Origin of the sequence: Synechocystis sp. PCC 7339 (assembly GCF_019924095.1) — a bacterium.
Lineage (GTDB): Bacteria > Cyanobacteriota > Cyanobacteriia > Cyanobacteriales > Microcystaceae > Synechocystis.
The window spans coordinates 3,537,795-3,562,782 of the sequence record NZ_CP063659.1; the positions used below are offsets into that span (position 1 = coordinate 3,537,795).

21 protein-coding genes are annotated in these 24,988 nt (G+C 49.0%); 11 read left to right on the forward strand and 10 right to left on the reverse strand.

The genetic code is table 11. The features are described 5' to 3' along the window. Positions 1-182: 182 nt before the first annotated feature. Both IQE94_RS16840 and IQE94_RS16845 read right to left on the reverse strand, forming a co-directional pair. Positions 183-767, reverse strand: coding sequence for a Uma2 family endonuclease (locus IQE94_RS16840; RefSeq protein WP_223342366.1), 585 nt, complete (start codon positions 765-767; stop codon positions 183-185). 228 nt (positions 768-995) lie between these two features. Then, entirely contained in the window at positions 996-2,150 is a 1,155-nt protein-coding gene (locus IQE94_RS16845) for an alanine--glyoxylate aminotransferase family protein (protein WP_223342367.1), read from the reverse strand. Between the two features lie 290 nt (positions 2,151-2,440). Between IQE94_RS16845 and IQE94_RS16850 the strand changes: the two genes are divergently transcribed. Then, on the forward strand, positions 2,441-2,866 hold the full coding sequence (locus IQE94_RS16850; RefSeq protein ID WP_212719707.1) for an FHA domain-containing protein: 426 nt from the start codon (positions 2,441-2,443) through the stop codon (positions 2,864-2,866). A gap of 92 nt (positions 2,867-2,958) precedes the next feature. Here IQE94_RS16850 and IQE94_RS16855 read toward each other — a convergent pair whose 3' ends face one another. Further along, on the reverse strand, positions 2,959-3,258 hold the full coding sequence (locus IQE94_RS16855; protein ID WP_212719705.1) for a 2Fe-2S iron-sulfur cluster-binding protein: 300 nt from the start codon (positions 3,256-3,258) through the stop codon (positions 2,959-2,961). Positions 3,259-3,402: 144 nt separating this feature from the next. Between IQE94_RS16855 and IQE94_RS16860 the strand changes: the two genes are divergently transcribed. Beyond that, positions 3,403-4,104 (forward strand): HEAT repeat domain-containing protein, encoded by a 702-nt coding sequence (locus tag IQE94_RS16860; protein ID WP_223342368.1) that lies wholly within the window; start codon positions 3,403-3,405, stop codon positions 4,102-4,104. A gap of 83 nt (positions 4,105-4,187) precedes the next feature. Here IQE94_RS16860 and IQE94_RS16865 read toward each other — a convergent pair whose 3' ends face one another. The 4 genes from IQE94_RS16865 to IQE94_RS16880 form a co-directional block, all read right to left on the reverse strand. After that, positions 4,188-5,354 carry a sugar phosphate nucleotidyltransferase gene (locus IQE94_RS16865; protein WP_212719701.1) on the reverse strand — a complete coding sequence of 389 codons (1,167 nt, stop codon included), beginning with the start codon at positions 5,352-5,354 and terminating at the stop codon, positions 4,188-4,190. A 164-nt stretch (positions 5,355-5,518) separates the two neighbouring features. Further along, positions 5,519-6,427 carry a CoA-binding protein gene (locus IQE94_RS16870; protein WP_223342369.1) on the reverse strand — a complete coding sequence of 303 codons (909 nt, stop codon included), beginning with the start codon at positions 6,425-6,427 and terminating at the stop codon, positions 5,519-5,521. A 106-nt stretch (positions 6,428-6,533) separates the two neighbouring features. After that, positions 6,534-7,583, reverse strand: a complete 1,050-nt coding sequence (gene fni / locus IQE94_RS16875) for a type 2 isopentenyl-diphosphate Delta-isomerase (protein ID WP_194015249.1) — start codon at positions 7,581-7,583, stop codon at positions 6,534-6,536. Between the two features lie 172 nt (positions 7,584-7,755). Further along, positions 7,756-8,862 (reverse strand): hybrid sensor histidine kinase/response regulator, encoded by a 1,107-nt coding sequence (locus IQE94_RS16880; RefSeq protein WP_223342370.1) that lies wholly within the window; start codon positions 8,860-8,862, stop codon positions 7,756-7,758. Between the two features lie 104 nt (positions 8,863-8,966). Here IQE94_RS16880 and IQE94_RS16885 point away from each other — a divergent pair, with 104 nt between their 5' ends. From IQE94_RS16885 to IQE94_RS16920, 8 genes are all read left to right on the forward strand, one after another. Next, positions 8,967-9,128 carry a hypothetical protein gene (locus tag IQE94_RS16885; RefSeq protein WP_223342371.1) on the forward strand — a complete coding sequence of 54 codons (162 nt, stop codon included), beginning with the start codon at positions 8,967-8,969 and terminating at the stop codon, positions 9,126-9,128. A 277-nt stretch (positions 9,129-9,405) separates the two neighbouring features. Then, positions 9,406-9,630, forward strand: coding sequence for a photosystem I reaction center subunit IV (locus IQE94_RS16890; protein ID WP_190597961.1), 225 nt, complete (start codon positions 9,406-9,408; stop codon positions 9,628-9,630). 34 nt (positions 9,631-9,664) lie between these two features. Continuing rightward, positions 9,665-10,528, forward strand: a complete 864-nt coding sequence (locus IQE94_RS16895; RefSeq protein ID WP_212719670.1) for a DNA-formamidopyrimidine glycosylase — start codon at positions 9,665-9,667, stop codon at positions 10,526-10,528. Further along, on the forward strand, positions 10,504-11,289 hold the full coding sequence (locus IQE94_RS16900) for an NUDIX domain-containing protein (RefSeq protein WP_223342372.1): 786 nt from the start codon (positions 10,504-10,506) through the stop codon (positions 11,287-11,289). Before IQE94_RS16895 ends, IQE94_RS16900 begins: the two co-directional genes overlap by 25 nt. 49 nt (positions 11,290-11,338) lie before the next feature. Then, on the forward strand, positions 11,339-13,015 hold the full coding sequence (locus IQE94_RS16905) for an NAD+ synthase (RefSeq protein ID WP_223342373.1): 1,677 nt from the start codon (positions 11,339-11,341) through the stop codon (positions 13,013-13,015). 216 nt (positions 13,016-13,231) lie between these two features. Then, positions 13,232-14,236 (forward strand): bifunctional diguanylate cyclase/phosphodiesterase, encoded by a 1,005-nt coding sequence (locus IQE94_RS16910; RefSeq protein ID WP_212719662.1) that lies wholly within the window; start codon positions 13,232-13,234, stop codon positions 14,234-14,236. A gap of 228 nt (positions 14,237-14,464) precedes the next feature. Continuing rightward, complete coding sequence (locus tag IQE94_RS16915) at positions 14,465-15,607, forward strand: response regulator (RefSeq protein ID WP_212719659.1); 1,143 nt, start codon at positions 14,465-14,467, stop codon at positions 15,605-15,607. 142 nt (positions 15,608-15,749) lie between these two features. Next, complete coding sequence (locus tag IQE94_RS16920) at positions 15,750-16,202, forward strand: BLUF domain-containing protein (protein ID WP_194015262.1); 453 nt, start codon at positions 15,750-15,752, stop codon at positions 16,200-16,202. Positions 16,203-16,450: 248 nt separating this feature from the next. Here the strand turns inward: IQE94_RS16920 and pheT are convergent, their stop codons facing one another. Further along, positions 16,451-18,883 carry a phenylalanine--tRNA ligase subunit beta gene (gene pheT, locus IQE94_RS16925; RefSeq protein WP_212719656.1) on the reverse strand — a complete coding sequence of 811 codons (2,433 nt, stop codon included), beginning with the start codon at positions 18,881-18,883 and terminating at the stop codon, positions 16,451-16,453. A gap of 277 nt (positions 18,884-19,160) precedes the next feature. Between pheT and IQE94_RS16930 the strand changes: the two genes are divergently transcribed. Beyond that, positions 19,161-20,864, forward strand: coding sequence for a serine/threonine-protein kinase (locus IQE94_RS16930; RefSeq protein ID WP_223342374.1), 1,704 nt, complete (start codon positions 19,161-19,163; stop codon positions 20,862-20,864). A gap of 110 nt (positions 20,865-20,974) precedes the next feature. Here the strand turns inward: IQE94_RS16930 and IQE94_RS16935 are convergent, their stop codons facing one another. Together IQE94_RS16935 and ppc are read right to left on the reverse strand one after the other, a co-directional pair. Beyond that, the gene (locus IQE94_RS16935) at positions 20,975-21,643 is read right to left on the reverse strand and encodes a response regulator transcription factor (protein WP_212719641.1); all 669 of its coding nucleotides are present in this window, start codon (positions 21,641-21,643) and stop codon (positions 20,975-20,977) included. Between the two features lie 98 nt (positions 21,644-21,741). Then, complete coding sequence (gene ppc / locus IQE94_RS16940) at positions 21,742-24,846, reverse strand: phosphoenolpyruvate carboxylase (protein ID WP_212719625.1); 3,105 nt, start codon at positions 24,844-24,846, stop codon at positions 21,742-21,744. Between the last annotated feature and the right edge of the window lie 142 nt (positions 24,847-24,988).

Sequence of the window (24,988 nt, forward strand, 5' to 3'; positions counted from 1 at the left end):
CCGGGCCCAGTTAATGACCCCGGCGATCGCCACTGCCACCAATTCCTCGTTAGCGGGGAAACGGCGTAGGGCATCTAGTTCGGCGTAGGTTTTGGGGATGGCGTAGTGCATAGGGTTGGAAGCTTAGCACGGTTCTCTCTATTAAGCAATGGTTAAGTTGGAAATAGTGGTCTGCAATGCAGTTAGGGCCAGATGCGATTTAAGGAAAGAAGAAAATCAGGCAGTATATCTTCTCCCGACAAAGTATCTGGCTGTTCCAAAATTTCCACTGTTTTACCTGTGGAACGATAAATCTCCACTTGACAGTTCTGGGGATCGATTAACCAGCCTAAACGGGCACCGTTCTCCATATATTCCCGCATTTTTTCTTGCAAGGTAGACAGGCTATCAGTTTTGGAGCGCAATTCGACTACAAAATCGGGACAAAGGGGGGCAAGCCCTTCTTTCTCGGCTGGACTCAAGGACTCCCAACGCTCCCGGCGGACCCAAGAAGCGTCAGGGGCACGGGTAGAACCATTGGGTAAACGAAAACCACAGGAAGACTCAAATGCCACCCCTAACTCAGAATGGTTTTCAGCCCAATTCCAGAGCTGTGCGGTAATACTCAGATTACGACGGCTGGACTCACTACCCGTTGGTGGGTTCACAATTAATTCTCCGTTTTCAGTTCTCTCTAAGCGTAAATCTGGGTTAGCAACGGCGATCGCCAGAAATTGCTCTGGGGTTACGGTGAGGGGAGTCTCCGGTAAACAAATGGATAACTGCATAAAAATCTGAGCCCTACGTCCAACTCTTTCACCCTATCAGTTCTGCTTCAAACTGGCTGGGTCAAAGCTGTTAACTCCGTTAACTAACGATGTCCAGCATAAGCAAAGGGGAGTCAAAGCCAAGGTCAGAAACTGCCCATTCCCTGGTTTAACTCCCCCCTGGGGCGATATTTGGCTATTTGGCGATCGCCATTGTTAATATTGCCGGTTTAAGACTTTGTCGGGTAATTAACCCTTAGCCAAAACCCCAGCGGCGGCGGCTACTCCAGCTCCCGGAGTCACACCCTCATAACCCAGTTCAATTAAAGTAGCTTCCAAAGCGCCGATGCAACTGAGGATATCCCGGTCACAGACAAAACCGAGGTGTCCAATGCGGAAGATTTTGCCTTTGAGGTGATCCTGCCCACCGGCCATGGCAATATCGAATTTTTTACGCATGGTACTGCGAATTTTCTCTGCTTCCACTCCCAGGGGAGCAACGGCGGTGATGGCATTACTGGCCGCATTGTCGGGGGCAAATAGGGGAAGATTGAGTGCTTTCATTGCCGCCCGGGTCGCATTGGTGTGCCGTTGATGGCGAGCCAAAATAGCCTCCAGGCCCTCCGCTTTCATCATTTGCAGAGATGCCTGCAATCCATACATTAGGTTGATGGGGGGAGTGAAGGGGGAGCTATCTTCATCGGTGGATTTTTTATATTTTTTCAAATCCAGATAAAAACGGGGAATAGTGGCGGTTTCATAAGCCTGCCAAGCTTTGGCGCTCACAGAAACAAATCCCAGCCCAGGGGGAATCATATAACCCTTTTGGGAACCGGACGCCACCACGTCCAGACCCAGCTCATCGATCGCCACTGGAGTAGCCCCTAAACTGGTCACCGCATCCACAATCATCAACGTTCCACCATGGACCTTAGCAGCGGCATTGATGGTGGCTAAGTCATTCAGCACTCCCGTGGAGGTTTCGGAATGGGTAATGATCAAAGCTTTGATGGTCTTGGCAGTATCCGCTTCCAACAGCGTTTTAAAAGCATTGGGATCCAATGGTTTGCCCCATTCAGCCTTAACTTCTTCCACCGCTAAACCGAAGGTTTTGGCTACTTTGACCCAACGATCGCCAAATTTACCGTTGTTGCCCACCAACACTCGATCGCCAGGGCTGAGGAAGTTAATTATGCCGGCTTCCATAGCACCAGTGCCGCTGGTGGTCAGCATCAACACATCATTTTGAGTTTGGTGTAACCATTTGAGGTTTGCCGTCAATTCAGCAATGATTTTGCTAAAGTCACCACTGCGGTGGCCAATGGGATGTTTTGCCATGGCCAACAAAACTTTTTCTGGTACGGGAGTTGGCCCCGGAATCATCAACATTTGCTTATTGTCCATCGCGGTCAATCCTCCCCTTCGCTAAATGCAGTCAGGTAATTTTCTAGGGTTAATTTGTCGGTAATTGTTATCAATGCCGAAGTAATTGGGCATGATAGTTAGGCTTCCCATATTATCAAAACATGGCGCTGGCTAAATCTGCGCTGTGGCCCCAGTTTGACTTCCTCCGTCTACATTGAGGGGGTCTTAATGGGATGCTCCGGCGATTATCCCCGTCAAGATTGCCTGGGTGTAAAAGCAGGACAGACCGTACAATGGGAAACAGTTAATCAAATGCACGCATAACTTGAATGTCCGCCATCACCCTCACCCTCCTCCTGCCGGGTAAAAGCGTTCCTGTCCAAAGCTGGACTTTTGAATCGGAACGAAACGTCCGTGTGGGTAGGGCGGCGGATAACGATGTTGTACTCTACAGTGCTGTAGTATCCCGTCACCATTTAGAACTCCGACCGGAAGGGAATGGCTGGGTCGCCGTCAACTTGGGGGCCAATGGCACCTATATGGAAGCGGAAACCGTGGAAGAACTAGTCCTAGAGGATGGCATGGTTCTGCGTCTAGCCAGTTCGGGCCCCAAAATACAAATTCGCTTCCAGTCTGAACTCAGTACCCTCGAACGGGAACTAGCCAAGCAAAATACCTCCCCGGCCGGGGCAGGGGAAGAACAGAAGTCTGGCCCTCTCCACCCTGGGGATTCGAAAGAGACGGTTATTAATTAGATTTGAGGGTAATTTTGGAACCCGATTAAGGGATATGGCTACCCTCGACAAGGCTTTATCAAATCCTGATCCTGAATCCCCGGCGATCGCCCCTAGCCCTTGGGTTTGGTGTTCACACTCACTGGCCCATTGACCAAGGTTTGGCAAGCGAGGCGGAAATTGTCGGGCTTTTTGCGTAACACCTTATTTTCAAAATCGGTTTTAGGGGAAAGATTTTCTATGCCTGCTGTGATTTCCACTATGCAGGTGCCACATTGGCCGTAGCCGCCACAGTTCATCAATTTTCCCTTGAGGGTGTAAATATCAACGCCATTCTGCAGGGCTTTTTCCCGTAGGTTGGCACCCTGGGCCACGATAATATCTTTCTGCTCTTTAACAAAGGTAATGGTCACCGCAATTTCCTCCTGTCCTCAGGGGACGAACTATATTAAGAAAGTTTACGGGATTATGTTGCCTGGGGAAAATTTGTCGGTGGGGGGTTTACCGACCGATCACCGGGGGAGAACACCAAGATAACTTTATAAAGTTTTGTTACAATGATGGAAGAAATTCTCAGAAATCTAGCCATGACAGCCCTGACCCTCGAACAAATTGCCAGCCAACTCGACAGCCCCAATTCCCGCGATCGGCTCATTGCCCTAGCTTCCCTTAGGCCCTATTCCAGCGAGGAAGCGGTGCCTCTGATCAAAAAAGTTTTGGATGACGATACTTTACAGGTGCGTTCCATGGCGGTGTTTGCCCTGGGTATTAAGCAAACGGAGGAATGCTATCCCATTCTGGTTAAGCTGTTGGAAACCGATGAGGATTATGGCATCCGGGCCGATGCGGCGGGGGCCCTGGGTTACCTAGAAGACGAACGGGCTTTCCATCCCCTCTGCCGAGCTTTTTACGAAGATACGGAGTGGTTGGTGCGGTTCAGTGCGGCGGTGGCCCTGGGCAACTTAAAAGATCTTCGGGCCCAAACTGTCTTGCTAGAAGCGTTGAAAAGTGCCGAAGTAGTGGTGCAACAAGCGGCGATCGCTGCCCTGGGGGAAATTGGCGCTGTGGAAGCAGTGGAGGCAATTTTGGCGTTTGCATCCCACGAAGATTGGTTAATTCGCCAAAGATTAGCGGAAGCCCTGGGTAATTTACCCTGTGACCAGAGTCGTTCTGCTCTGACTTTCATGGTTAGGGACGAGCATCCCCAGGTGTCCCAGGCGGCCCAGCTATCTCTGCAAAAATTGGACTTGCCTAACTAGATTATCTGTCCAAGTTTCCCCCATTCAATCAAAAATTAGAACCAGGGGAAAAGAAAAACAATTTCCTCCGTCCATTGCTCCTACTATTCCGGCTGGAGAAGTCTGGAAATTTCTCTTTGGGGCGGATACTCTTGGCGGTATTGCACAGCCGCATGGCGGGCATCGGTGATTAGCCAATCCAAAGCCGCTGCCTGCACATCGATCGCCGCTCCGGTTTTATCCACGCAGTAACGACCAAAGACCAACTTATCCACTAAACGAGCCCCGGGGCCTAAACGGGAATACTCAAAAATTACGCTGTTGTCCACCACCGCCCCCCGACAGATCAGGCAACTGGGGCCAATCATGGAGGGGCCAATAATTTTTACCCCATCTTCAATGCGGGTCATGCCACCGATATACACTGGGCCCTCAATTTCAATGTTGTCCCAGTTAGCCGCCACATTAATGCCGGTATAAACTCCTGGTCTAACTTCAATACCGGGAATTTGTACATTTTTAATTTCCCGGGAAAGTACCCCCCGGATGGCCTGCCAATAGTCCGGCACTTTGCCAATGTCCACCCACTCAAAGTCCATATTCACTGCATAAAAAGGCAGGCCGCTATCCACCAGCTTGGGAAATAGATCTCCCCCCAGATCGTATTCCTGACCAGAAGGAATGTAATCAATCACTTCCGGCTCAAAAATATAAATGCCCGTGTTAATTTCTGTGCTCAGGGCCTCTTCCACCGCTGGCTTTTCTTGGAAAGTTAAAATTTTGCCATGGTCGTCGGTGACCACCACCCCATAGCTAGATACCAATTCCTTCGGCACCGTTTTGGTAACAATCGTGGCGATCGCCCCCTTTTCCCGGTGGAGCTTGACCGCAGTGGTGAGGTCTAAATCAATTAGTGCATCACCACAAAGCACCACAAAAGTATCGTCAAAAAAGGGATTGAACTCTTGAATTTTTTTTAATCCCCCCGCCGATCCGAGGGCCTTGCCCACCAGGTCGCCATCAACAATATTTCCTTCAAAAGAATAGGCTATTTGTACACCGAACCTCTGGCCATCCCGAAAATAACTCTCTATCTCCTCCGCCAGATGGCTCACATTGACCATGATTTGATCAAAACCGTGTTGCCGCAATAACTCCAGCAAAAATTCCATCACTGGTTTTTGCAGAATGGGGATCATCGGCTTGGGAATGGTGTGGGTGATTGGTCTAACCCGAGTGCCCTTGCCGGCGGCCAAAATCATGGCTTTCATCAACAATTTTCCTCAAACTCAATCACACAAATTGGCATAGCTTCCCGCCAGTCTATCAAGATTCTTCCCGCTACTCCAATAAGCATAGCTGAAAGCTTGGGGTGGAAACCAACCCCACAGTGACCACTAGGGGGAAAGAAGAAGCTGTCTCCATAATCTTTGCCCTAATCGTTGCCCAAATGGCGACTTTCCATGGCCAGGGGTAAAAAAATGGACAGTTCCCAGGGGGCTTCCGCCACCGGAATATTAGCTTTTTCAAAGGCTTGTACCGTTTGCTCAACGCTGGTTAAGAGGGGACGTTTATGGGACAGTTGGTTGGCCACAATGGTTAGGGAGTCGCCAAAGTGCCGTTTGATTTTTGCACCCCGCCCCGCTAGATAGGCTACCACTGGTTTTTCGATGGCGGAGGCCACATAGTCTGCCGCCCGCATTTCCCCGTTGCTGTTGGGTTGCCCCAGCAATAAAATAGTTTCCGTTTGTTCGTCTTCTTCTAGTACCTGGAGCCATTGTTCAAAGTTGGAGCCATTTAGGCCGTCGGTGCCCAGGCTGATTACCATGGATTGCCCTAGGCCGGCCGCGGTTAAGGTTTGGGCAATGTCGTCGGTGAGGCGATCGCAGTGGCTAATAATGCCGATGGGCCCGGGCAGATAACAATTGGGATCGAGGGTGCCAACGGAGAACTGTTGGGGCACCATAATGCCTTGACTACCAGAACCAAGGATCAGGGTGTGGGTAGCTTGGGCTTCCCGCAGGAGGGTGATCATATCCAGGGGAGGGACTCCGGTGGACACAATTACCAGTTGACGAATACCGGCGGCGATCGCCTCTAGGGCCGCATCTAAAACTCGGTAGGGGGGATTAAGAATTAAACTAATGTCTACGGAGCCCACAGTTTTAACGGCCAAATCCACCAAATCAAACACCGGCAAGTCCCCAATCAGTTCCCCTCCATGGCCCGGACTCACCCCTGCCACCAGTTGGGTACCACAACTCCGCATCTGCTTTAGATAGGTTAAACCGAGGGGATGATGTACTCCTTGTAATAATACTTTGCTTTCTTTATGCCATTTCATGGGGGGATTATTGAAGGAAAACTATGGCTTGATGCCCTACTCCGCAGGTATATTGAGATCAAGCAGTCCAGCCTTCACTGTATCGTCAACCAGAGCAAAATGTCCCTTAAGGTTTAGTTAACCTTTGTCCCGATTGTTTGTCCCAGAGGGGCACCTGGGCTAGTTGGGCCAGATTGGCCGCGTCACAACAAAAGGCGGCGATTTGCAGTTCCCTTAAGCGGGCTTGGTAATGGTCATAAACCCTTTGGGCGTTGACTGTGGCTTCCGCTAATACCGGGGCGGCACTGCCCACCAGGGTGGCCCCCAGGGCGATCGCCTTGGCCCCATCAATGCCGGAACGAATACCGCCGCTGGCAAAAATTGGGATCTGCTCAGTGTTCTGCACCACCTGTTGCAAACTCAGCGCTGTGGGCAATCCCCAATCGGCAAAGTTATGGGCCACTTCCTTCGCTTGGCGATCGGTTTGTCGATGGGCTTCCACTTCACTCCAACTGGTGCCCCCGGCTCCGGCCACATCGATCGCCTTGACTCCACATTCCTGCAATCTTTTGGCCACTGGGCCGCTAATGCCATTGCCCACTTCTTTGACAATGACCGGCACTTCCAAACTCCGTACCAATGTTTCCAGCTTGGACCAGAGCCCCGACCAACGGCGATCGCCATCGGGTTGCACTGCTTCCTGGAGGGGATTGAGATGCAAAATCAAAGCGTCCGCTTCAATCATAGCCACCGCCCGCTGGGCTTCTGCCAAACCGTAGCCATAATTTAATTGCACTAATCCCAGATTGGCAAAAAGTAAAATGTCCGGCGCCACAGACCGGACTTGATAGGTGGCGGCTAAATCAGGATTTTCAATGGCGGCCCGTTGGGAACCTAAACCCATGGCAATGCCCAAGGCTTGGGCCACCTCTGCCAGAAATAGGTTAATTTGCTTGGCCTCCGGAGTTCCCCCGGTCATACTGCTGATCAACCAAGGGTAGGTTAAGGATTTATCCCAGAGGGTCAGCCCCAGATCCACCCCGTCCAAGTCCACCCCAGGCAAGGCACAGTGTTCTAACATCAATCTTTCAAAGCCGGTGGAAACCCCTTTGCCTAGGACATCTTCTTCTAGGACAATGCGGATATGGTCAGACTTACGGTGGGGAGTGCTATCCATGGGGAATTACATTACAACTATCGGCAAACAGGCAACGCTCCCATCAACTAGGGAGAATGGGACAATATTTTAAAAATAACTTACCTAGGATTTAAAGCGGGGCAGATTGTGGCGCTGCCAGGAGATGTTAGAAAATATCACTTTCAATACTATTCACCAGTTCATCAGTGCTTTAAATGGGGGTCGATTCCCAGCCCTGAATGGTAATGGTGGTGCCTTCCCCGGGGACACTGGCGATCGCCAATTGGCCACCGTAGAGTTCCGTCAGTCTTTGAGCTAAGGTCAACCCTAGCCCAGAACCCTGTTGCTCAAATTCGGAGCGCTGAAATTGGACATGGGCACCGATGGAATTTAATTCTTCTTTGGCCATGCCCCGGCCCTGATCTTGGATCGTCAATTGACAAATACCATTTTTAGCCACAGCTTCCAGTCTTACCGGGCTGCCGGGGAGAGAAAACTTAAAAGCATTGTCGATCAATTCTTGCATGATTTTCTGAAAATCTGGTTCGGCCACTTGGATACGCTGGGGCATAACCATCATTTCCACATCCTGACGGCGGGGCTGGTTCTGTCCCAAATTCTCCAACATCGGGGCCAAGCTCGATGGGAGTTCAGTGTATTGACTCAAACGAGATTGCCACACCTGCAAGCGGGCGGGGCTGGCCAATAACAAGTCTAAATCCGCCATTAACAAAAAATTCTCCACCAAACGGTAGAGTCTTTCCCCCGAGGTTTTGATGTCATGCAACGATTCCATCACTTCATTGTGGGACAGGGAATCGTAGAAATTGATCAGCAATTGGGACGTGCCTAAAATACCGTTCAGGGGGGTCAACAATTCATGGGGCAGGGAACGGGTAACGTGCTGGCGTAAATTATCCAGACGACTTTCCACCATGGCCTGGCGCTGATAATGGCGGTCTAAACGGGTGGTAATGGCATGGAGTAGTTCATCAATGGTAAAGGGTTTGGTTAAATAGTCATCCGCCCCTAATTCCATCCCCTGGCGAAATGCATGGTGATCCGCCTTCGCTGTCAATAGGATGAAGGGAATAACTGCCAACGCCTGATCCTGACGCAGGGTCATCAATACCTCAAATCCCGTTACTCTGGGCATCATCACATCACAGAGAATTAAGTCCGGTAGATGTTGCTTCGCCAAAGCCAGACCGGTCTCACCATCGGGGGCAGAGATAACTTCGTAGTCTTCTAAGGTGAGGATATCTTCTATGTTCTGCCTGACTTCTAGCTGGTCTTCGATCACCAAAATTTTAGCCATAGGTCACATTTTGAAAAAGTGATTGTAGGTCATTTTGACTTTTTTATGATTTCTTGATCTGAGGATTGGGACCATAGTCCCCAAGCTATACATTTTTACCTACCATGGGTTTCTCCCTGGGAAAACCTTCAGACCACTGGGCCATCGGGAAATTAAAAATCCTGGCCACGCCACAGGTCATCCAGCAACAACCGGATCAAACCCTATACCGGACTGCGGTACAAAGGAATTTTATTGGTTTTTGCAAAGTAGAAAGGCAAGTTTAAAGAAAATTTAAAATTATTTACCACTACCGATTGTCCTTCCATTATCCATCCATTGTTCCAGAAAGGGAGATTTGGTCAAGATCTTCTCCCTGGAACTGGCTCCCAGGGCATTGATATGTAAAGAATTGTTTTAGGAAAGTCGACGGAAGGGGGAGGACGCAGAATAAAGCTGGTAGAATTTGGCGTTAAGTGGGCTGGGTTGTTGCCTGGGGCTTCCTTGGGACACCAGCAAACGGGATAGTTTTTTACAAATCGCAATTATCTAAGGAATTAAATCATGGCCTTAAATCGTGGTGACAAAGTTAGAATCAAACGCACTGAGTCCTACTGGTACGGTGATGTTGGCACGGTTGCTAGTGTGGAAAAAAGCGGCATTCTCTATCCGGTGATTGTGCGCTTCGAGCGGGTGAACTACAACGGTTTCAGCGGTAGTGCTTCCGGGGTAAACACCAACAACTTTGCCGAAAATGAATTGGAATTGGTGCAAGCAGCGGCAAAATAGTCTTGACCATAGACTAAATTTGCATCGTTGAACCGTGCCAGAACTACCAGAAGTGGAAACAGTATGCCGGGGGCTCAATCGTTTGACCCTGGAGCAGACCATCGGGGGAGGGGAAGTGTTGCTTGATCGCAGTCTTGCCTACCCCGTTTCTGTTGAAAATTTTCAAAGTCAAATTACCGGTTGTCGTTTGGTGGGCTGGCAACGGCGGGGTAAGTATTTGCTGGGGGAACTCAGAAGAAATCAAACCCCAGAGCCAACGGCATGGTTAGGGTGCCATTTGCGCATGACAGGACAGTTACTCTGGGCGGAACGGAGTCAGCAGAGACCACGGCACACTAGGGTGGTGCTCCAGTTCGAGGGCGGCCGGGAGCTACGCTTTGTCGATACCCGCACCTTTGGCAAAATTTGGCTCCTACCAGGTGATCGCCCTTGGGCAGAGGTGATCACGGGGCTGGGGCAAATGGGTCCCGAACCCTTTGGGGAAGATTTTACGGCGGAATATCTCTACGAAAAGCTGAAATCTAGTCGCCGCCCTTTAAAAAATTCCCTGCTGGATCAACGTTTGGTGGCAGGATTGGGCAATATTTACGCCGATGAGGTCCTATTTTTTTGCGGCTTGCATCCCACCATGGTCAGTAATCAGGTTAGTCGGCAGGACTGTGAAAGGATGCATCAACAAATCCAAGCCACGTTAGCGGCGGCCATTGCAGCGGGAGGCACCAGTTTCAGTGACTATCGTCAGGTGACGGGTATCAATGGTAATTACGGTGGTATAGCCCAGGTCTATGGTCGGGAAGGGGAACCTTGTCGCCATTGTGGTACGGCGATCGCCAAACTTAAATTAGCTGGCCGTTCGGCCCACTTTTGCCCCCAATGTCAGCCGAAATTGAATCAGTAAACGTCGACAAATATAGGTCAAAAAAATTATTAATAAATCCTATGGGCCAGCCTCGACCAAACTATTTAGCTGACTTTAAAGTGGGTGTGGATAATGTTATTTTTTCCGTCGATACCCATCTGCATCGTTTGCTGGTCTTATTAGTTAAACGGGAAGATGAGCCCTATCAAAGTTATTGGAGCTTTCCCGGTACTTTAGTAAGAATGGGCGAAACCCTAGAAGGGGCGGCCCACCGGGTTTTATCGGAAAAAATTGCCGTCAAAAATCTTTATCTAGAACAACTATATACATTTGGTAACCCCGGGCGAGACCCCAGGGAAGCGCCGGATCAGTATGGAGTCAGGTATCTATCCGTCAGCTATTTTGCCCTAATCCGCTACGAAGATGCCCAGTTAATGAGCAAAAATCTGAGTCAGGTCAGTTGGCATAATGTGGCCGCCATTCCCCCATTGGCCTTTGACCATAACCAAATCCTTGATTATGGTTATCAACGGCTCCGTAATAAGTTGGAATACAGCCCCATTGCCTTTGACGTACTGCCAGAATTGTTCACGTTAAACGATTTATTTCAACTGTACACCACGGTTTTAGGGGAAGATTTTTCCGATTATTCTAATTTTCGCTCCCGCTTACTAAAATTGGGTTTCCTCAAAGACACGGGCCAAAAAATTAGTAAAGGGGTGGGTCGTCCCGCCAGTCTTTTTCGTTTTGATGCCCAGGCCTTTGCCCCTTTTAAAGATAAGGCCCTTATATTTGTCTGAATTGACATCGGTGGATTAAAGTAACAATTACCATAATACCCCTCTGACTATGTTTACCATTGCCCTTGCCCAACTTAATCCCACCATTGGGGCGATCGCCGAGAATGCTGAAAAAATTGTCACGGCAGCCCGACAAGCCCAGGCAAGAGGAGCAGATCTACTATTAACTCCAGAATTAGCCCTATGTGGTTATCCCCCCAAGGATTTATTGCTTAATCCAAGTTTTATTCAACAATTGGAGGAGGAATTACAACGGTTGACGAAAAAAATACCTCCTTCCCTGGCAGTTTTGGTTGGCACTGTTACACCGCACCATGAGGCAGAACGTCAGGGGCAGAAAAAACTTTGGAATAGTGCCGTATTAGTTGAGGAAAGACAGGTAAAGCAGCGGTTTCATAAATGTCTCCTACCCACCTACGATGTATTTGACGAAGATCGTTATTTTGCCTCGGCCCCCAAGAGTAAATATTTTATTTATAAAAATGTCAAAATTGGTGTAACTATTTGTGAAGATCTATGGAACGATGAAGCTTTTTGGGGGCAAAAGTTTTACCAAGTTAATCCCCTCATGGATTTGATCGACCAAGGGGTGAATTTAGTTGTTAATCTGTCCGCTTCTCCATACAGTTGTAGCAAGCATCGCCTGCGAGAATCCTTAATTAGCCATAGTGCCAAAAAATTTAATGTTCCTTTAATTTATGTTAACCAAGTAGGGGGCAACGACGATTTGATTTTTGATGGCGGCAGCTTTGCTGTCAACAATCAAGGCAAAATTATCGGGCGATCGCCATTATTTCAAAAGGATTTAGCCCTATTAAATTACGACTTCAATAAAGGGGAATTAATTGGGCAAAAATTGGCTAGTCTACCCATGGCTGGCACCGAAGAATTGTGGCAAGCTCTGGTACTAGGGGTGGGAGATTACCTGCATAAATGCGGCTTTAGTAAAGCAATTCTAGGTCTCAGTGGTGGCATTGATTCCTCCCTGGTGGCGGCCATTGCAGTGGAAGCTTTAGGAAAAGAAAATGTCCTGGGAATTCTGATGCCTTCTCCCTACAGTTCCGACCATTCTGTGCAAGATGCCTTGGCCTTGGCAGAAAATTTGGGAATTGCCACCCAAACCATTGCCATTGGCCCGATTATGGCCACCTATGACCAAGCCCTAGAACCTCTCTTCCAGGGCACTCCCTTTGGCATTGCCGAAGAAAATCTCCAGTCCCGCATCCGGGGCAACCTCCTCATGGCGATCGCCAACAAATTTGGTCATTTACTCCTCAGCACTGGCAATAAATCCGAACTAGCGGTGGGTTACTGCACCCTCTATGGGGATATGAACGGCGGCCTAGCGGCGATCGGCGACGTGCCTAAAACCCAAGTATTTGAACTGTGCCGTTGGCTCAACCGGGAACAAACCATCATTCCCCCCAGCGTCCTCACCAAGCCCCCCAGCGCCGAACTCAAACCAGGGCAGGTAGACGCTGACTGCCTCCCCCCCTACGATATTTTGGATGGCATCCTCGGCAGATTGCTGGAAAAACACCAATCCCCCCAAGAAATTATCAACGCTGGTTTTGAACGAGAAACTGTACTAAAAATTTGCCAACTGGTGCAAAGATCAGAATTCAAACGTCGCCAGGCAGCCCCAGGTCTGAAGGTCACAGATCGAGCCTTTGGCAGTGGCTGGCGCATGCCCATTGCCCAAGCTTTCCATCCCCAAAAGTGTTAATTGCAACAGCAAAACCCCACTCCAAGGAGGAATTAGTCTGTGATGATCATTGAATTTTTTCCCTGGACTACGTTAGGATTTAACGAGCGTAAAGAAAACATAATCACAATCCGATTACCTCCAAATTTGGCATCTAAGCTTGATATTTGTCTAGGATAACTGAATTGCATTTATTTAAAATCGATAATTTCACTCTTTTTGGAACAAACAAATGTTATGAATTCTCCGCTTTACCATGGTGATAAGATCTACCATTGGTTCCCTAACTCCTCCCTAGATTTTGTTTCCTCACCGCAAGTAATGCTGGACAATTTATCGCAATGGTTTCGTAATTTTCGTATTCCAAATTTCAGTAAAATTTTCTTACCTCTGCATGGGGTTAATGTTAATATTGCTACCAACTCTACTCAATTTAATCACCCAATTCAAAACCTAGCCTGGGAAATGGCCCATTGCCTAGAGCAAAATAATTTTCATCTCCATTACCAGCCCCAGGTTGACCTCAAAACCGGAGCTTTATTGGGGGTTGAAACTCTCATCCGTTGGCATCATCCCCGTCTGGGTTTGATCTCTCCCGCCGAATTTATTCCCATTGCTGAACAAACTGGATTAATTGTCCCCATGGGCTACTGGGTGCTACAACAAAGTTGTCTTCAATATCAACGTTGGCTTTCCCAGGGTATTCCTCCCTTCAAGTTATCAGTCAATTTATCCCTACGTCAGCTACAGGAACAAAATCTGGTAACCGAGATAAAAAATATTGTTAACCAGACTAAAATAAATTGCCAACAAATTACCCTAGAAGTCACAGAAAGTCTCATGCTCTACGAACCAGGGGAAACCATTAACCGCCTCAATCAACTCAACGACATGGGTATACAAATTGCCATTGACGATTTTGGTGTCGGCTATTCTTCCCTCTCCTACCTCAAGGATTTACCTCTCCAGACGTTAAAAATTGATAAATCTTTCTTAGATGACCTTTTAGCCAAAGAAAAAAATCAAGTCATTCTCCAAACCATTATTGAACTAGGCCATCGTCTAGGCTTGAAAATTGTTGCTGAAGGAGTGGAAAGTTTAGAACAGTTAGCAGTGCTCAAATCCATGGATTGCGACTATGGTCAAGGTTACCTGTTCAGTCGCCCCTTAACGGACCAAGATGTCACCGCCCTTTTCAGAACATCATCCTTTCTGGAATCCCACCCCCTGGCCACAGTTTAAAGAATTTGTTTTTAATATTTTTATTAATGCTTAATTAATGCTTAAATGTCCCATGAATTTTATTAGTAACTTTAGACTAAATTTGCCTCTCAATCTGGGTAAATCAGCTCAAACAGTCGAAGTCTTAGAAATCAAATAAGACACAACACCATTAAATAATCAGCCAATTGCTCCGCAAATTAACTAATTTCACCATCGTCAATCTCCATCCACTGCCCAACCACTATAATGAGCAATTTAGTTCTGTCCACTTCTTTCCCAGATAATGCCCGAATTCAGCAGGCGATTCCCGCCAAGCTACTCTATGCTCTTGTCAACCAAAAAGCTAGCGGTAAACTGGTGGTGCAAAACCCCTTTGACGAGTTCGTTTACTGGCAAGTTTATTTAGGAGATGGTCGTATTCACCTGGCCAACAGTGCCAACGGTTGCTCAGAAAGACTTAATTATCTAATCGGTAGCACCCTCCGTCAGAGGGGCATTGAACTGCCGTCGAGAATTGCTGACGATTATCTTTTTCTTTCCGAGCTATGGAAAAAAGATGTTTTTTCCTTTCAGCAAACCCGTTCGATTTTGACCCAAGCCAGCCAGGAAGCCCTAGTGCAGGTACTTTCTTTACCCAAAACATCCTATCGTTTTAATCAAGAAAAAGAACTGAGCGAACTTTTTTTAAATCTAGAGTTAGAAAAAACCATTACTCCCATTAAGCATAAAATTCGCTACTGGTGGGAATTAAAATCCTATATTAACTCGCCTTTCCAGCGACCCCTAGTGGAAAATTGGCTTAGGTTACGCCAGAATCTGGTGAAAAACAATCTCCATGGCCAACATTGGCTAAGGCGTTTCCACACTTGCTTGGAAAATTTAAATTGCCTGTATGAAATTGCCAGTCATCTGGAAATCAGTACTTTGGAGTTGGCACTGATGTTACAGCCGATGGTCAAGACTGGCGAGATCAAAATGCTCCCCTATCAAGAAATTCAGGTGGATGATCGCCCTTTGGTGGCCTACGTTGACCACCGGGAAGCTCACCAACGCATGATGGTCTATTCCCTGGAAAAAGAAGGCTATCGAACGTCAATGCTAGATGAGCCTTTCCGGGCCTTAACAGTTTTGTTGAATTCTCCCCCCGATCTGATTATCATAAATACTGACCTGCCGGATATGAACGGTTATCAACTTTGTTCGTTTTGTCGTAAGTCAAATCAACTTAAAGACGTGCCAATCCTACTATTGGGTAAGGGAGACAATTTAATCAGCGGTATTCGTACCAAACTTTGTCAAGCTTCTGGGTACCTAAGCGAGCCTTTTGTGCCGGAGGAATTACTCGGTCGGGTGGCAGAATTTCTCCCCACTAACAAAACCAACTCCTGACGGCCTTTCTGGGAGACGGGACGGCGGGTTTAGGGGAATGGTTTTCCTTGTCCATAACTCTTATTCTCAATCCTGATCCAGATGCCAACCAAAAATATTATTAATCTTAAAATTATAAAATAGCTAAAAGCTAAGCACAAAAATGAGTTTGTACCGTTTGATTTACAGCAGTCAGGGTATTCCCAGCTTACAGTCCCAGGATTTAAAAGACATTCTAGAATCTTCCCAAAGAAATAATGCGGCCAATGGCATTACTGGACTGCTTTGCTACAGCAAGCCTGCTTTTTTACAGGTGTTGGAGGGGGAGCATGAACAGGTCAATCAAACCTATCATCGCATCGTCCAGGATGAGCGGCATCATACCCCCCAAATCATTGAGTGCTTACCGATCAAAAGCAGAAATTTTGAAGTTTGGTCTATGCAGGCTATCACGGTGAATGATTTGTCAACAGAACAGGTAAAGACCTTAGTGTTAAGGTATTCTGGCTTTACCACCCTACGCCCCAACGCCATGGATCCGGAACAATGCCTTAATTTTTTGTTAGATATTGCCAAAATCTATGAATTATCCGATAACTTTTTCCTCGATCTTTAAAGCCTATTTTTAAAGTCTGATTTCGTCCTTTAAATCTCCTCACTAAAGCTCCGGCAATATTGGGGGAATCTGCCTCTGTTTTCCTCCAAACTTGGGGGGTCAGGGGGGCTTTTCAAACATATTCTTAGAAGCTTGTTCGCAAAGTTTTAGCTATTGTAGTTTCTCCCCCCATCGGCCTACTAAAGTTAGGGCAGTAATAGAGAGTTTCCCCCTAATTTTGGCAGTTCGGGGAGGCTTTTCTAAGCCTTTTAACTTCGTAAACTAACAGAAAATTGCTTGGTCAAAGCTTCACGGATTTGATTATGTAGGGGTTCTACATCGGCATCGGTGAGAGTCCGATCGCCGACCCGATAGGCCAAACTGAAGGCGAGACTGCGTTGTCCAGCCGGGACGGATTGCCCCCGGTATTCGTCAAATAGTTCTACCTGCTCGAGTAAATTGCCGCCGGCCTTGACCATGGCTTGGGTAAGTTCCGCCACCGTCAATTCCAGGGGAGCGTAGAGGGCCAAATCCCTGGCCACCGCTGGGTAGGGAGAGTAGGAATGGAAATGGGGCGTACCCAGAATTTGGGTTTCCATGGCTTGGTATAGGGAGGCTAGGGCGATTTCAAAGGCGTAAACTTCATCAATCAGACCCTTTTCTCGGCGTAATTCGGGATGGAGTTGCCCAAAACGGCCCAAAATTGTTCCGTCACAGCTTAATAGGGCAGTGCGGCCGGGATGGAGGCGGGGGTCTTGGCGATCGCCGCCGTAGGTGACCATTACGCCCAAACGCTGAAAAATTTCTTCCAATAAACCTTTGGCATCGTACCAGCCCATGGCTTGGGGTTTACCACCTTGAGGCCAGGTGCCTTGGGTAATCTGGGAACCGCCACAAATGCCCGCCAGGTGATCCGCTTCACCAATGTCCCCTTCGTTTTGCCAAAAAACTCGACCCACTTCAAAGGCATTCAAAGCCCCGTTATTTTGGGCCTGGTTATTGGCAAAGGCGGTAATCAAACCATCGAGTAAATTGGTGCGGAGAGCGGAATATTCCGCAAAGAGGGGATTGGCCAATACCACTTCGGGGCCTTGGGGTTTGACGAGGGAGTAATGGACCACCTCCGTTAAACCAGCACCCCGACAGGCTTCCCGCAGGGCCAACTCAGCTTGATAGGTGGGGGATAAACCACCGGGCACTGCATTATTGGGTAACTGTTCACAAAAATGGTCATAGCCGTAGAGCCTGGCCACTTCTTCAATGAGGTCAATTTCCCGTTCAATGTCCCGTTGGCGGTAGGAGGGCACTGTCACAGCCCACACTGGACTGGCACTGTCCGATTGCAGGGTTAATTCACAGCCTAGATCAGTCAAAATTCGTTCTACATCTTCAGCGGTAATCTCGCCAATGCCATTGGGGGTGTTCACTTTACCCAGCAATTGTTGCAGGCGTTTTAAACGCAGATTAATTACTACTTTCCCCAGGTTCTGCAGCTGGTCGGCCTTGCCCTGGCGAACCACGGTGCCCCCGGCCAGTTCTGTCATTAAGGCGATCGCCCGGTGCAGGGCTACTTCCAATTCACACTGGTTCACGCCCCGTTCATAACGAGTGGAAGATTCACTGCGGAGGTTAATGGCCTTACTGGATTTACGAATAGTGACCCCATCAAATAGGGCAGTTTCCAGCACAATATTTTGGGTATTTTCATCCACTTCCGTGGCCGCTCCCCCCATCACCCCAGCGATCGCCACTGGTTGGTTGTTGGCGGTAATTAACAAATTTTGGGGTTGCAATGTCCGTTCCTGGTCATCCAGGGTAATCAACTTTTCCCCTTCCTTAGCAAACCTTACCCCCAGATTAATATCCGCTCCGGCCGCTAGGGCTTGCAATTTATCCTGGTCAAAGCTATGTAGTGGCTGACCCCATTCCAAAAGCACGTAATTAGTCACGTCCACCACGTTATTGATGGGCCTAGTTCCCGCCGCCAAGAGTCGTTGTTGTAACCAATCTGGGGAAGGGCCCACCTTTACCCCCCGCATCACCGTCCCCACATAGGCCGGACAAGCTTGGGGTTCCGTCACACTGATGGGCAAATCCTGGTCCGATACCAATAGGTCTTTCACCTCCGGCAGGCTCAACTTACCCCCGGTGAGGGCCGCCACTTCCCGAGCTACCCCCACCATACTGAGGGCATCGGCCCGGTTGGCAGTGGGGCTAATTTCCAAAATTACATCATCTAAGCCCAGCAGAGGCCCCACGGGACTACCCAGGGGCAAATTCAAATCGGCAAAAATATGGATGCCCGCCGACTCCTTACTGAGACCCAACTCCGCCAAGGAACAGATCATGCCGGAGGATTTTACCCCCCTTAGCTTGGCCGGCTTAATTTTCAGATCCATTTTGGGTAGATAACTGCCCAGGGTGGCCACCGGCACGAGAATGTCTGCCCTCACATTGGGGGCTCCACAAACGATGGTAGAAGATTCTTCGGCCCCGATATCCACCACGCAAACGCTTAATTTATCCGCATTGGGGTGTTTTTCCCGGGAAATTACTCGCCCCAGCACCACCCCCGCCGCCCAACTCCGACGGTCTTCGATTTCCTCCACTTCCAAACCGGCGATCGTCAGCAATTCCCCAAGCTCTTCCGGAGATAAATTAAGTTCAACCAGGGATTCCAGCCAGTTGACAGAGATACGCATGGGTTTCCTTTTCTACTGATTTTTATTAATGCTTGCTTGGTTTGCTATGGCGTCAGCGGCATCTATTGTATCGCTGAAGGCATTACCCCAGGCCATTCCAACCAATGTTTGACAACTTTCGGAACAAATTTATGGTGGCGGGGGCTCAATGAACCAAAGTTTCTCGCTAACTAGCCTAAAATAGAGTGGCTTTCCCAATCCCATCAACTTTTCGGAAAATTTAGCGAATTCGATAAAGCATAGATTAGTCTTACATCACACCATCTGGTGAACCGGAATGAGTTTTTGCGTTAATCCCAATTGTCCCCATCCTAAGAATCCGAATGACGTGCAGGTGTGCCAAGCCTGTGGCAGTAGCTTGCGCCTTAATGGTCGTTACCAAACCTTGGGTTTATTAGGAAAGGGGGGATTTGGGGCTACTTTTGCGGCAGCGGATGTGGCACTACCCGGGACTCCCATTTGTGTGGTGAAGCAGTTACGGCCCCAAACTGATGATGCCAATGTGTTCCGTATGGCCAAAGAACTGTTTGAGCGGGAGGCCCAGACCTTGGGGCGGGTGGGTAATCATCCCCAGGTGCCTCGTTTGCTGGATTACTTTGAGGATAATCATCAGTTTTACTTAGTGCAAGAGTATGTCAAAGGTCATAATTTACACCAGGAAGTGAAAAAAAATGGCACTTTTACCGAGGGCAGTGTCAAGCAATTTTTAACAGAAATATTGCCCATCCTTGACTATATCCACTCCCAAAAAGTTATTCATCGAGATATCAAGCCCGCTAACCTAATTCGTCGCCAAACGGACCAAAAATTAGTGCTGATCGATTTTGGGGCGGTGAAAAATCAAATTGATTCAGTTTTATCTTCCAACACCTCAGCTCAAACAGCCTTAACGGCCTTTGCGGTAGGCACGGCGGGTTTTGCGCCTCCAGAACAGATGGCCATGCGCCCAGTTTACGCCAGCGATATTTATGCCACCGGGGTAACTTGTTTATATTTACTAACTGGCAAGACTCCCAAGGAGATTGATTGCAATAGCCAAACGGGGGAAATGGACTGGGAAAAACATGTGACAGTTTCGAGCAAATTTGCTGAAGTGATCCGCAAAATGCTGGAACTTTCCGTGCGCCACCGTTACAAGAGTGCCCAACAGGTGCTAGATGCCCTGGAGATGCCCACCTATGAAGACGGTATGATGCAGGGTATGGTTTCTACTCCCTTTAGCACCATAACAGGGGCTGGGGATGAACCGGTGACGGGGATTCGCATGGGGAATAGTGCGTCTCCAGATTATGGTGACCCATCCACTCGGTTTAACACTAACGTCCAACCCAGGGGACCTAGCTCCACTAAATTTAATACTGGCATTAAAACCCGCACCGCTAAACCGAAAAATGTTGAGCCTCCGGCCACTAGGGTGCGCCCATCTTCCAATGCAGGGGATGGAGGACCTGTTGGGGCGGGGGGTATTGATTACAACATGGTTAACCAAAAGCCCCTTTCTCGTCGGGAACGGGAAGAGGAAAAGCCGGCGATCGCCAGTCAACAGGAGATCAAACGTTGGAATGGCAAAACTTTTTTGGCAGAGTATGCCCAGGGCAAACGGGACTTTGCCGATCAGAATTTAGTTGGCATCGTTTTGGCTAAGGCTTTTGTGCCGGGAATTAACTGTTACCAAGCCAATTTGACCAATGCCAATTTTGAGCAAGCGGAGCTGACCAGGGCGGACTTTGGCAAGGCCAGATTGAAAAATGTCGTCTTCAAAGGGGCCAATTTGAGCGATGCCTACTTTGGTTATGCCGACCTACGGGGGGCGGATCTACGGGGAGCAAATCTCAACGGCGTTAATTTTAAATACGCCAATCTCCAGGGGGCTAACTTCTCCGGGGCGGATTTGGGCTCAGCCAAGGTATCCCCAGAGCAGTTAAAGCTCGCTAAAACCAATTGGCGCACAGTTCTGCCCGGTTCCAGTCGGCGGAGATAGACCTAGGGCCGACATGCCCATTTTTCTGACAAGGCATTAGGTTTAAGACCCTGAATTTCACTTTGGAGTCAATCGCCACCGGCAATGTCAACGACCCAAATTAATTGACCTCAATTAACCAGTCCAGAGCGGATGGCCCGTACCGCCGCCTGGGTACGATCATTGGCGCAGAGCTTATTAAGGATATTTCTTACATGGGTTTTAACTGTGCCCACGGTGATATAGAGTTTTTCCGCAATGTCGGCATTACTACAACCGTCCACAATTAATTGCAGAACCTCCAATTCCCTTTCTGTTAACCCATAGGACAAAGATGTTCGACTGGGGGAAGACGGTTCAGATGGTTCCGCCGCCGGGGCATGGGCCAATACTATTCTGGCGATCGCCGGGTCAATCCAGGCAAAACCACTGTGGGTAGCTTGAATAGCCTCAATTAACAACTCCGGGCGGCTGTCCTTCATGCAATAGGCATCGGCCCCGGCACTAAAGGCGGCCAGTACCGTTTCCTCCTGGTGATTCAGGGTCAAAATCACCACCCGACATTGGCAATTAAGGGGGCCTTTTTTGAGCCTTTGGGTAACATCAATGCCACTCATGTCCGGCAAGCCAATGTCAATGATCACCACGTCGGGGCGTTGTTGTTCCATCATTGCCAGTCCTAACCGGCCATTGGCCGCTTCCCCCACCCATTGGAAAGTAGGCTCGGTGTTTAAAGCATCCCGCAAGCCCTGGCGAATTAAATCTTCATCTTCAATTAAGGCAAGGCGAATTTTCTCCATGGTTAGGGGTTATGGTGTTGGGTAATGTTCAAACACAGCGGAGGTGGAAGGGGATAATCCCTAGCCCCTAGCTCAATATTAGGTACCCTATCACCGAATCAGCCAGTATTACGCATTCCCGCCGCAATACCGTTGATGGTCAACAGGGCCCCCCGCAGTAGCTCTTCTTTGGAATAACGACGGTAGCGCACACCACTAGTCTCCGCTTCCTGAGTCACTTGGCGTAAACGTTTTAGTAGGGAAATCTGCAATAGTCCCAGGGGCACAATGGTGCGATTGCGTAATAACACCGACCGTTGCAGAGAACGATCGCCGTCGAGGAGGTGGGGATGGGCCGTAATTTCCATGGCAAAATCCCTGGTTAATTGATACTCCTGTTTGATCTGCTGGAAAAGGCGATCAAATCGCTCCCGGTCTTCTGGCTTAGATAACTCCTGCACATAGTGGGAAGCGATGGTGAGATCCACCTTGGAAAGGGTCATTTCCACCTTCGAGATCACCATGTTGAAAAAAGGCCATTTGAAGTAAAAGTAACGCAACAACTTCATATTCTTAACCGGATCTTGATCCACAAAAGATTTCAACGCCGTCCCCACCCCGTACCAAGCTGGCAAAAGGAAACGGGTTTGGGTCCAACTGAACACCCAGGGAATGGCCCGCAAACTACTGAGATCCGCTTTGCCCCCCTTGCGCCGGGCTGGGCGGGAACTGATTTGTAACTCGCTAATTTCAGGAATGGGGGTAACCGTCAGGAAGAAATCTAAAAAGTCCGGTTCTTCATAAATCAAACTCCGGTAGGCCCGACGGGCGGTGCAGGCCAACTCCTCCATAATCCGGTTCCAGGGCTCAATGAAATCAAAACTGCTTTTAAGTAAACTAGCTTGAATGACCGCCGTGGTTAAAGTTTCCAGGTTGTATAGGGCCAACTCCGGCAGGGAATATTTAGAGGCTAATACTTCCCCTTGTTCGGTAATTTTGATCCGACCATCCACGGTGCCTGCGGGCTGGGCCAAAATGGCTTTATAGGCTGGACCGCCCCCCCGACCAACGGATCCTCCTCGACCGTGGAACAACCGGAGAATCACCCGATGCTTTTGGGCCACGGCCTGGAGTGCTTTTTGAGCCTTGTGAATTTCCCAGTTACTACTCAAAAAGCCCGAATCTTTATTGCTGTCGGAATAACCCACCATAATTTCCTGGAGATTACCGGGACTTAATTGAGCCTTGGTGGTGGGAATTTGGTAATAGTCCCGGGGCTGACTTTCCAATTCCCGGAGAGATTGGTAACTGCCGGCCAAAGTGGCACGGTAAAAGGGCAAGCTGAAAAGGGAATCCATAATCCCCGGGGCATTTTTTAGATCTTCCACTGTTTCAAACAGGGGCACAATGCGGAGGGAATTGGCCGCCGTAGCGGGGTCATACAATCCGGCTTCCTTGGCTAATAGCAATACTTCCAACACATCACTGGCATCGTTGGTCATGCTGATGATGTAAGTTTGGCAAATATCCACCCCAAATTCCATCTGCAGATGGCGCAGGGTGCGGAGGGTTTCAATGGTTTCCCTGGTCCGTTCCGAAAAGGGCATTTCCTGGGGAATCAGAGGCCGGCGGGTTTGGAGCTCGATCGCCAGCCAGGCCAATTTATCCGCTTCGGGCATTTCCTCATAGGGAGTGGTGAGTACTCCCATATACTCAGCAATTTCGGCGATCGCCTCGGCGTGGCGGGACGACTCTTGGCGAAAATCCAACTGGGCCAGATTGAAGCCATAGACTTCCAACTGGGTAATGAGGTTTTCCAACTCCAAACAGGTCAGCCCCGTTTCGGTGAGATTACGCTGAATTAGCCTTAATTCCTCTAATAATTCTTCCCCGGTACGATAGTGATTTTCGGCAGGCATGGTGATCATGGTTTGCCGTTCTTCCGGGTTAGCTAAACGGTTATTGCGCCGCAGGGTATTTTCTAGCCGCTGGGTAACGTAGGCCAGCTTCATCCGATAGGGTTCCTGGCGATAGCGGAGGGACAACTCTTCATAAATTTCCGGTAATTGAATGCGGTCCCGTTCTAGGGAATCCAACAATTCCTGGGACACCTTACACCAATGCAGGGAAGGACTGAGAATGGCCACCAGTTCTCCCAAGCTAAACAGATATTTGCCCAGCACTAAACCCCGTTGATAGCAGGCCGTTTGCCAGGTTACCTCCGGAGTCACAGAAGGGTTGCCGTCCCGATCGCCGCCGACCCAGGAGCCAAAATAGCAAAAATTAGCCCGGGGGGCCCGCAGATGGGGAAAAGTTTCCTTGATGGCTTGCCCTAAGCGTTTGGACAATTCTGGCACAGCGTCGAACAGCACTTCATCAAAATAATGGAGGGAATAGTCCACTTCATCCAACACGGTGGGCTTGAACTGATGGAGCTCGTCGGTGCGCCACCAGAAGCGGATTTCCTCGGTTAATTGGGCGATCGCCGTTTTTGCGTCCCAGGTGTTGAGCCAGTCCCGACCCACCACAGAACCCTGCAGTTGATCCAACTTGCGCAGAATGCGGTCTACCCTTCTTTGCTTGCGGCGAATGGTGTGGCGGACAATTTCCGTGGGGTGGGCGGTGATCACCAGACGAATGTCCAAATGATCCAGTAAATCCTGGATGTGTTGGGGGGGCACATTGAGACGTTTTAGCTCCCTCATTAACCAGTGAAAAGTACCCACCGAAGCTTGCACTTCGTTTTGATCAATTCCCACCGGCAAGGGCCCCGCCGAGGACCCAAGCCTTGATGGATTCACCAATTCTTCTTCATTGCCAGCCTGCTCATAGAAGTTGGTTTCCTGGGAAGCCTCCCAACGGTTACGCTGTTGCTCGTTTTGTTCGTAGTGCTGTTCAACAATGTTAATCAGTTGGAAATACAGGGCAAAAGCCCGGGCTGCTCGGATGGCATCATTGAGTTCCAAATGCTCAATCCGCTGAGTAATGCCCATGATAACTTCTTCGGAAATTTCGCTGGCGATCGCCTCATGGGTACCCTGGAGCCGCAATTCCGTCAGTAAATCCACCAATTCCTGGCCACATTCACTCTGGAGCACCCTTTCCCACAATTCCTCCACCATCTTTAACCGCTGGTAAAGCACCGACTCTTCTTCAGAGTTGGAACCATTGCCATTACCAGACCAGTTAGTGGAAATACCGAATGCAGGAACTGCCAAGTTCATGGGAACCTCTAGGACAAGATAGTGACGCTAACAACACCCAGAATGCGTTGCTACTGTACAAGATACTACGGGATTATCACTCCCTCACTCCGCATCCCAGGCTACAGCCAGCGGTTTGTCGATGCTCTCTCCAGATTAAGGC

Excerpts from the sequence above, each read along its gene's own strand:
- IQE94_RS16890 (WP_190597961.1), top strand. The coding sequence starts at position 9,406 with ATGGCCTTAAATCGTGGTGACAAAGTTAGAATCAAACGCACTGAGTCC.
- IQE94_RS16845 (WP_223342367.1), bottom strand. The coding sequence starts at position 2,150 with ATGGACAATAAGCAAATGTTGATGATTCCGGGGCCAACTCCCGTACCA.
- fni (WP_194015249.1), bottom strand. The coding sequence starts at position 7,583 with ATGGATAGCACTCCCCACCGTAAGTCTGACCATATCCGCATTGTCCTA.
- IQE94_RS16860 (WP_223342368.1), top strand. The coding sequence starts at position 3,403 with ATGATGGAAGAAATTCTCAGAAATCTAGCCATGACAGCCCTGACCCTC.
- pheT (WP_212719656.1), bottom strand. The coding sequence starts at position 18,883 with ATGCGTATCTCTGTCAACTGGCTGGAATCCCTGGTTGAACTTAATTTA.
- ppc (WP_212719625.1), bottom strand. The coding sequence starts at position 24,846 with ATGAACTTGGCAGTTCCTGCATTCGGTATTTCCACTAACTGGTCTGGT.
- IQE94_RS16880 (WP_223342370.1), bottom strand. The coding sequence starts at position 8,862 with ATGGCTAAAATTTTGGTGATCGAAGACCAGCTAGAAGTCAGGCAGAAC.
- IQE94_RS16885 (WP_223342371.1), top strand. The coding sequence starts at position 8,967 with ATGGGTTTCTCCCTGGGAAAACCTTCAGACCACTGGGCCATCGGGAAA.
- IQE94_RS16930 (WP_223342374.1), top strand. The coding sequence starts at position 19,161 with ATGAGTTTTTGCGTTAATCCCAATTGTCCCCATCCTAAGAATCCGAAT.
- IQE94_RS16900 (WP_223342372.1), top strand. The coding sequence starts at position 10,504 with ATGTCAGCCGAAATTGAATCAGTAAACGTCGACAAATATAGGTCAAAA.
- IQE94_RS16850 (WP_212719707.1), top strand. The coding sequence starts at position 2,441 with ATGTCCGCCATCACCCTCACCCTCCTCCTGCCGGGTAAAAGCGTTCCT.
- IQE94_RS16865 (WP_212719701.1), bottom strand. The coding sequence starts at position 5,354 with ATGAAAGCCATGATTTTGGCCGCCGGCAAGGGCACTCGGGTTAGACCA.
- IQE94_RS16910 (WP_212719662.1), top strand. The coding sequence starts at position 13,232 with ATGAATTCTCCGCTTTACCATGGTGATAAGATCTACCATTGGTTCCCT.
- IQE94_RS16920 (WP_194015262.1), top strand. The coding sequence starts at position 15,750 with ATGAGTTTGTACCGTTTGATTTACAGCAGTCAGGGTATTCCCAGCTTA.
- IQE94_RS16870 (WP_223342369.1), bottom strand. The coding sequence starts at position 6,427 with ATGAAATGGCATAAAGAAAGCAAAGTATTATTACAAGGAGTACATCAT.
- IQE94_RS16905 (WP_223342373.1), top strand. The coding sequence starts at position 11,339 with ATGTTTACCATTGCCCTTGCCCAACTTAATCCCACCATTGGGGCGATC.
- IQE94_RS16840 (WP_223342366.1), bottom strand. The coding sequence starts at position 767 with ATGCAGTTATCCATTTGTTTACCGGAGACTCCCCTCACCGTAACCCCA.
- IQE94_RS16915 (WP_212719659.1), top strand. The coding sequence starts at position 14,465 with ATGAGCAATTTAGTTCTGTCCACTTCTTTCCCAGATAATGCCCGAATT.
- IQE94_RS16935 (WP_212719641.1), bottom strand. The coding sequence starts at position 21,643 with ATGGAGAAAATTCGCCTTGCCTTAATTGAAGATGAAGATTTAATTCGC.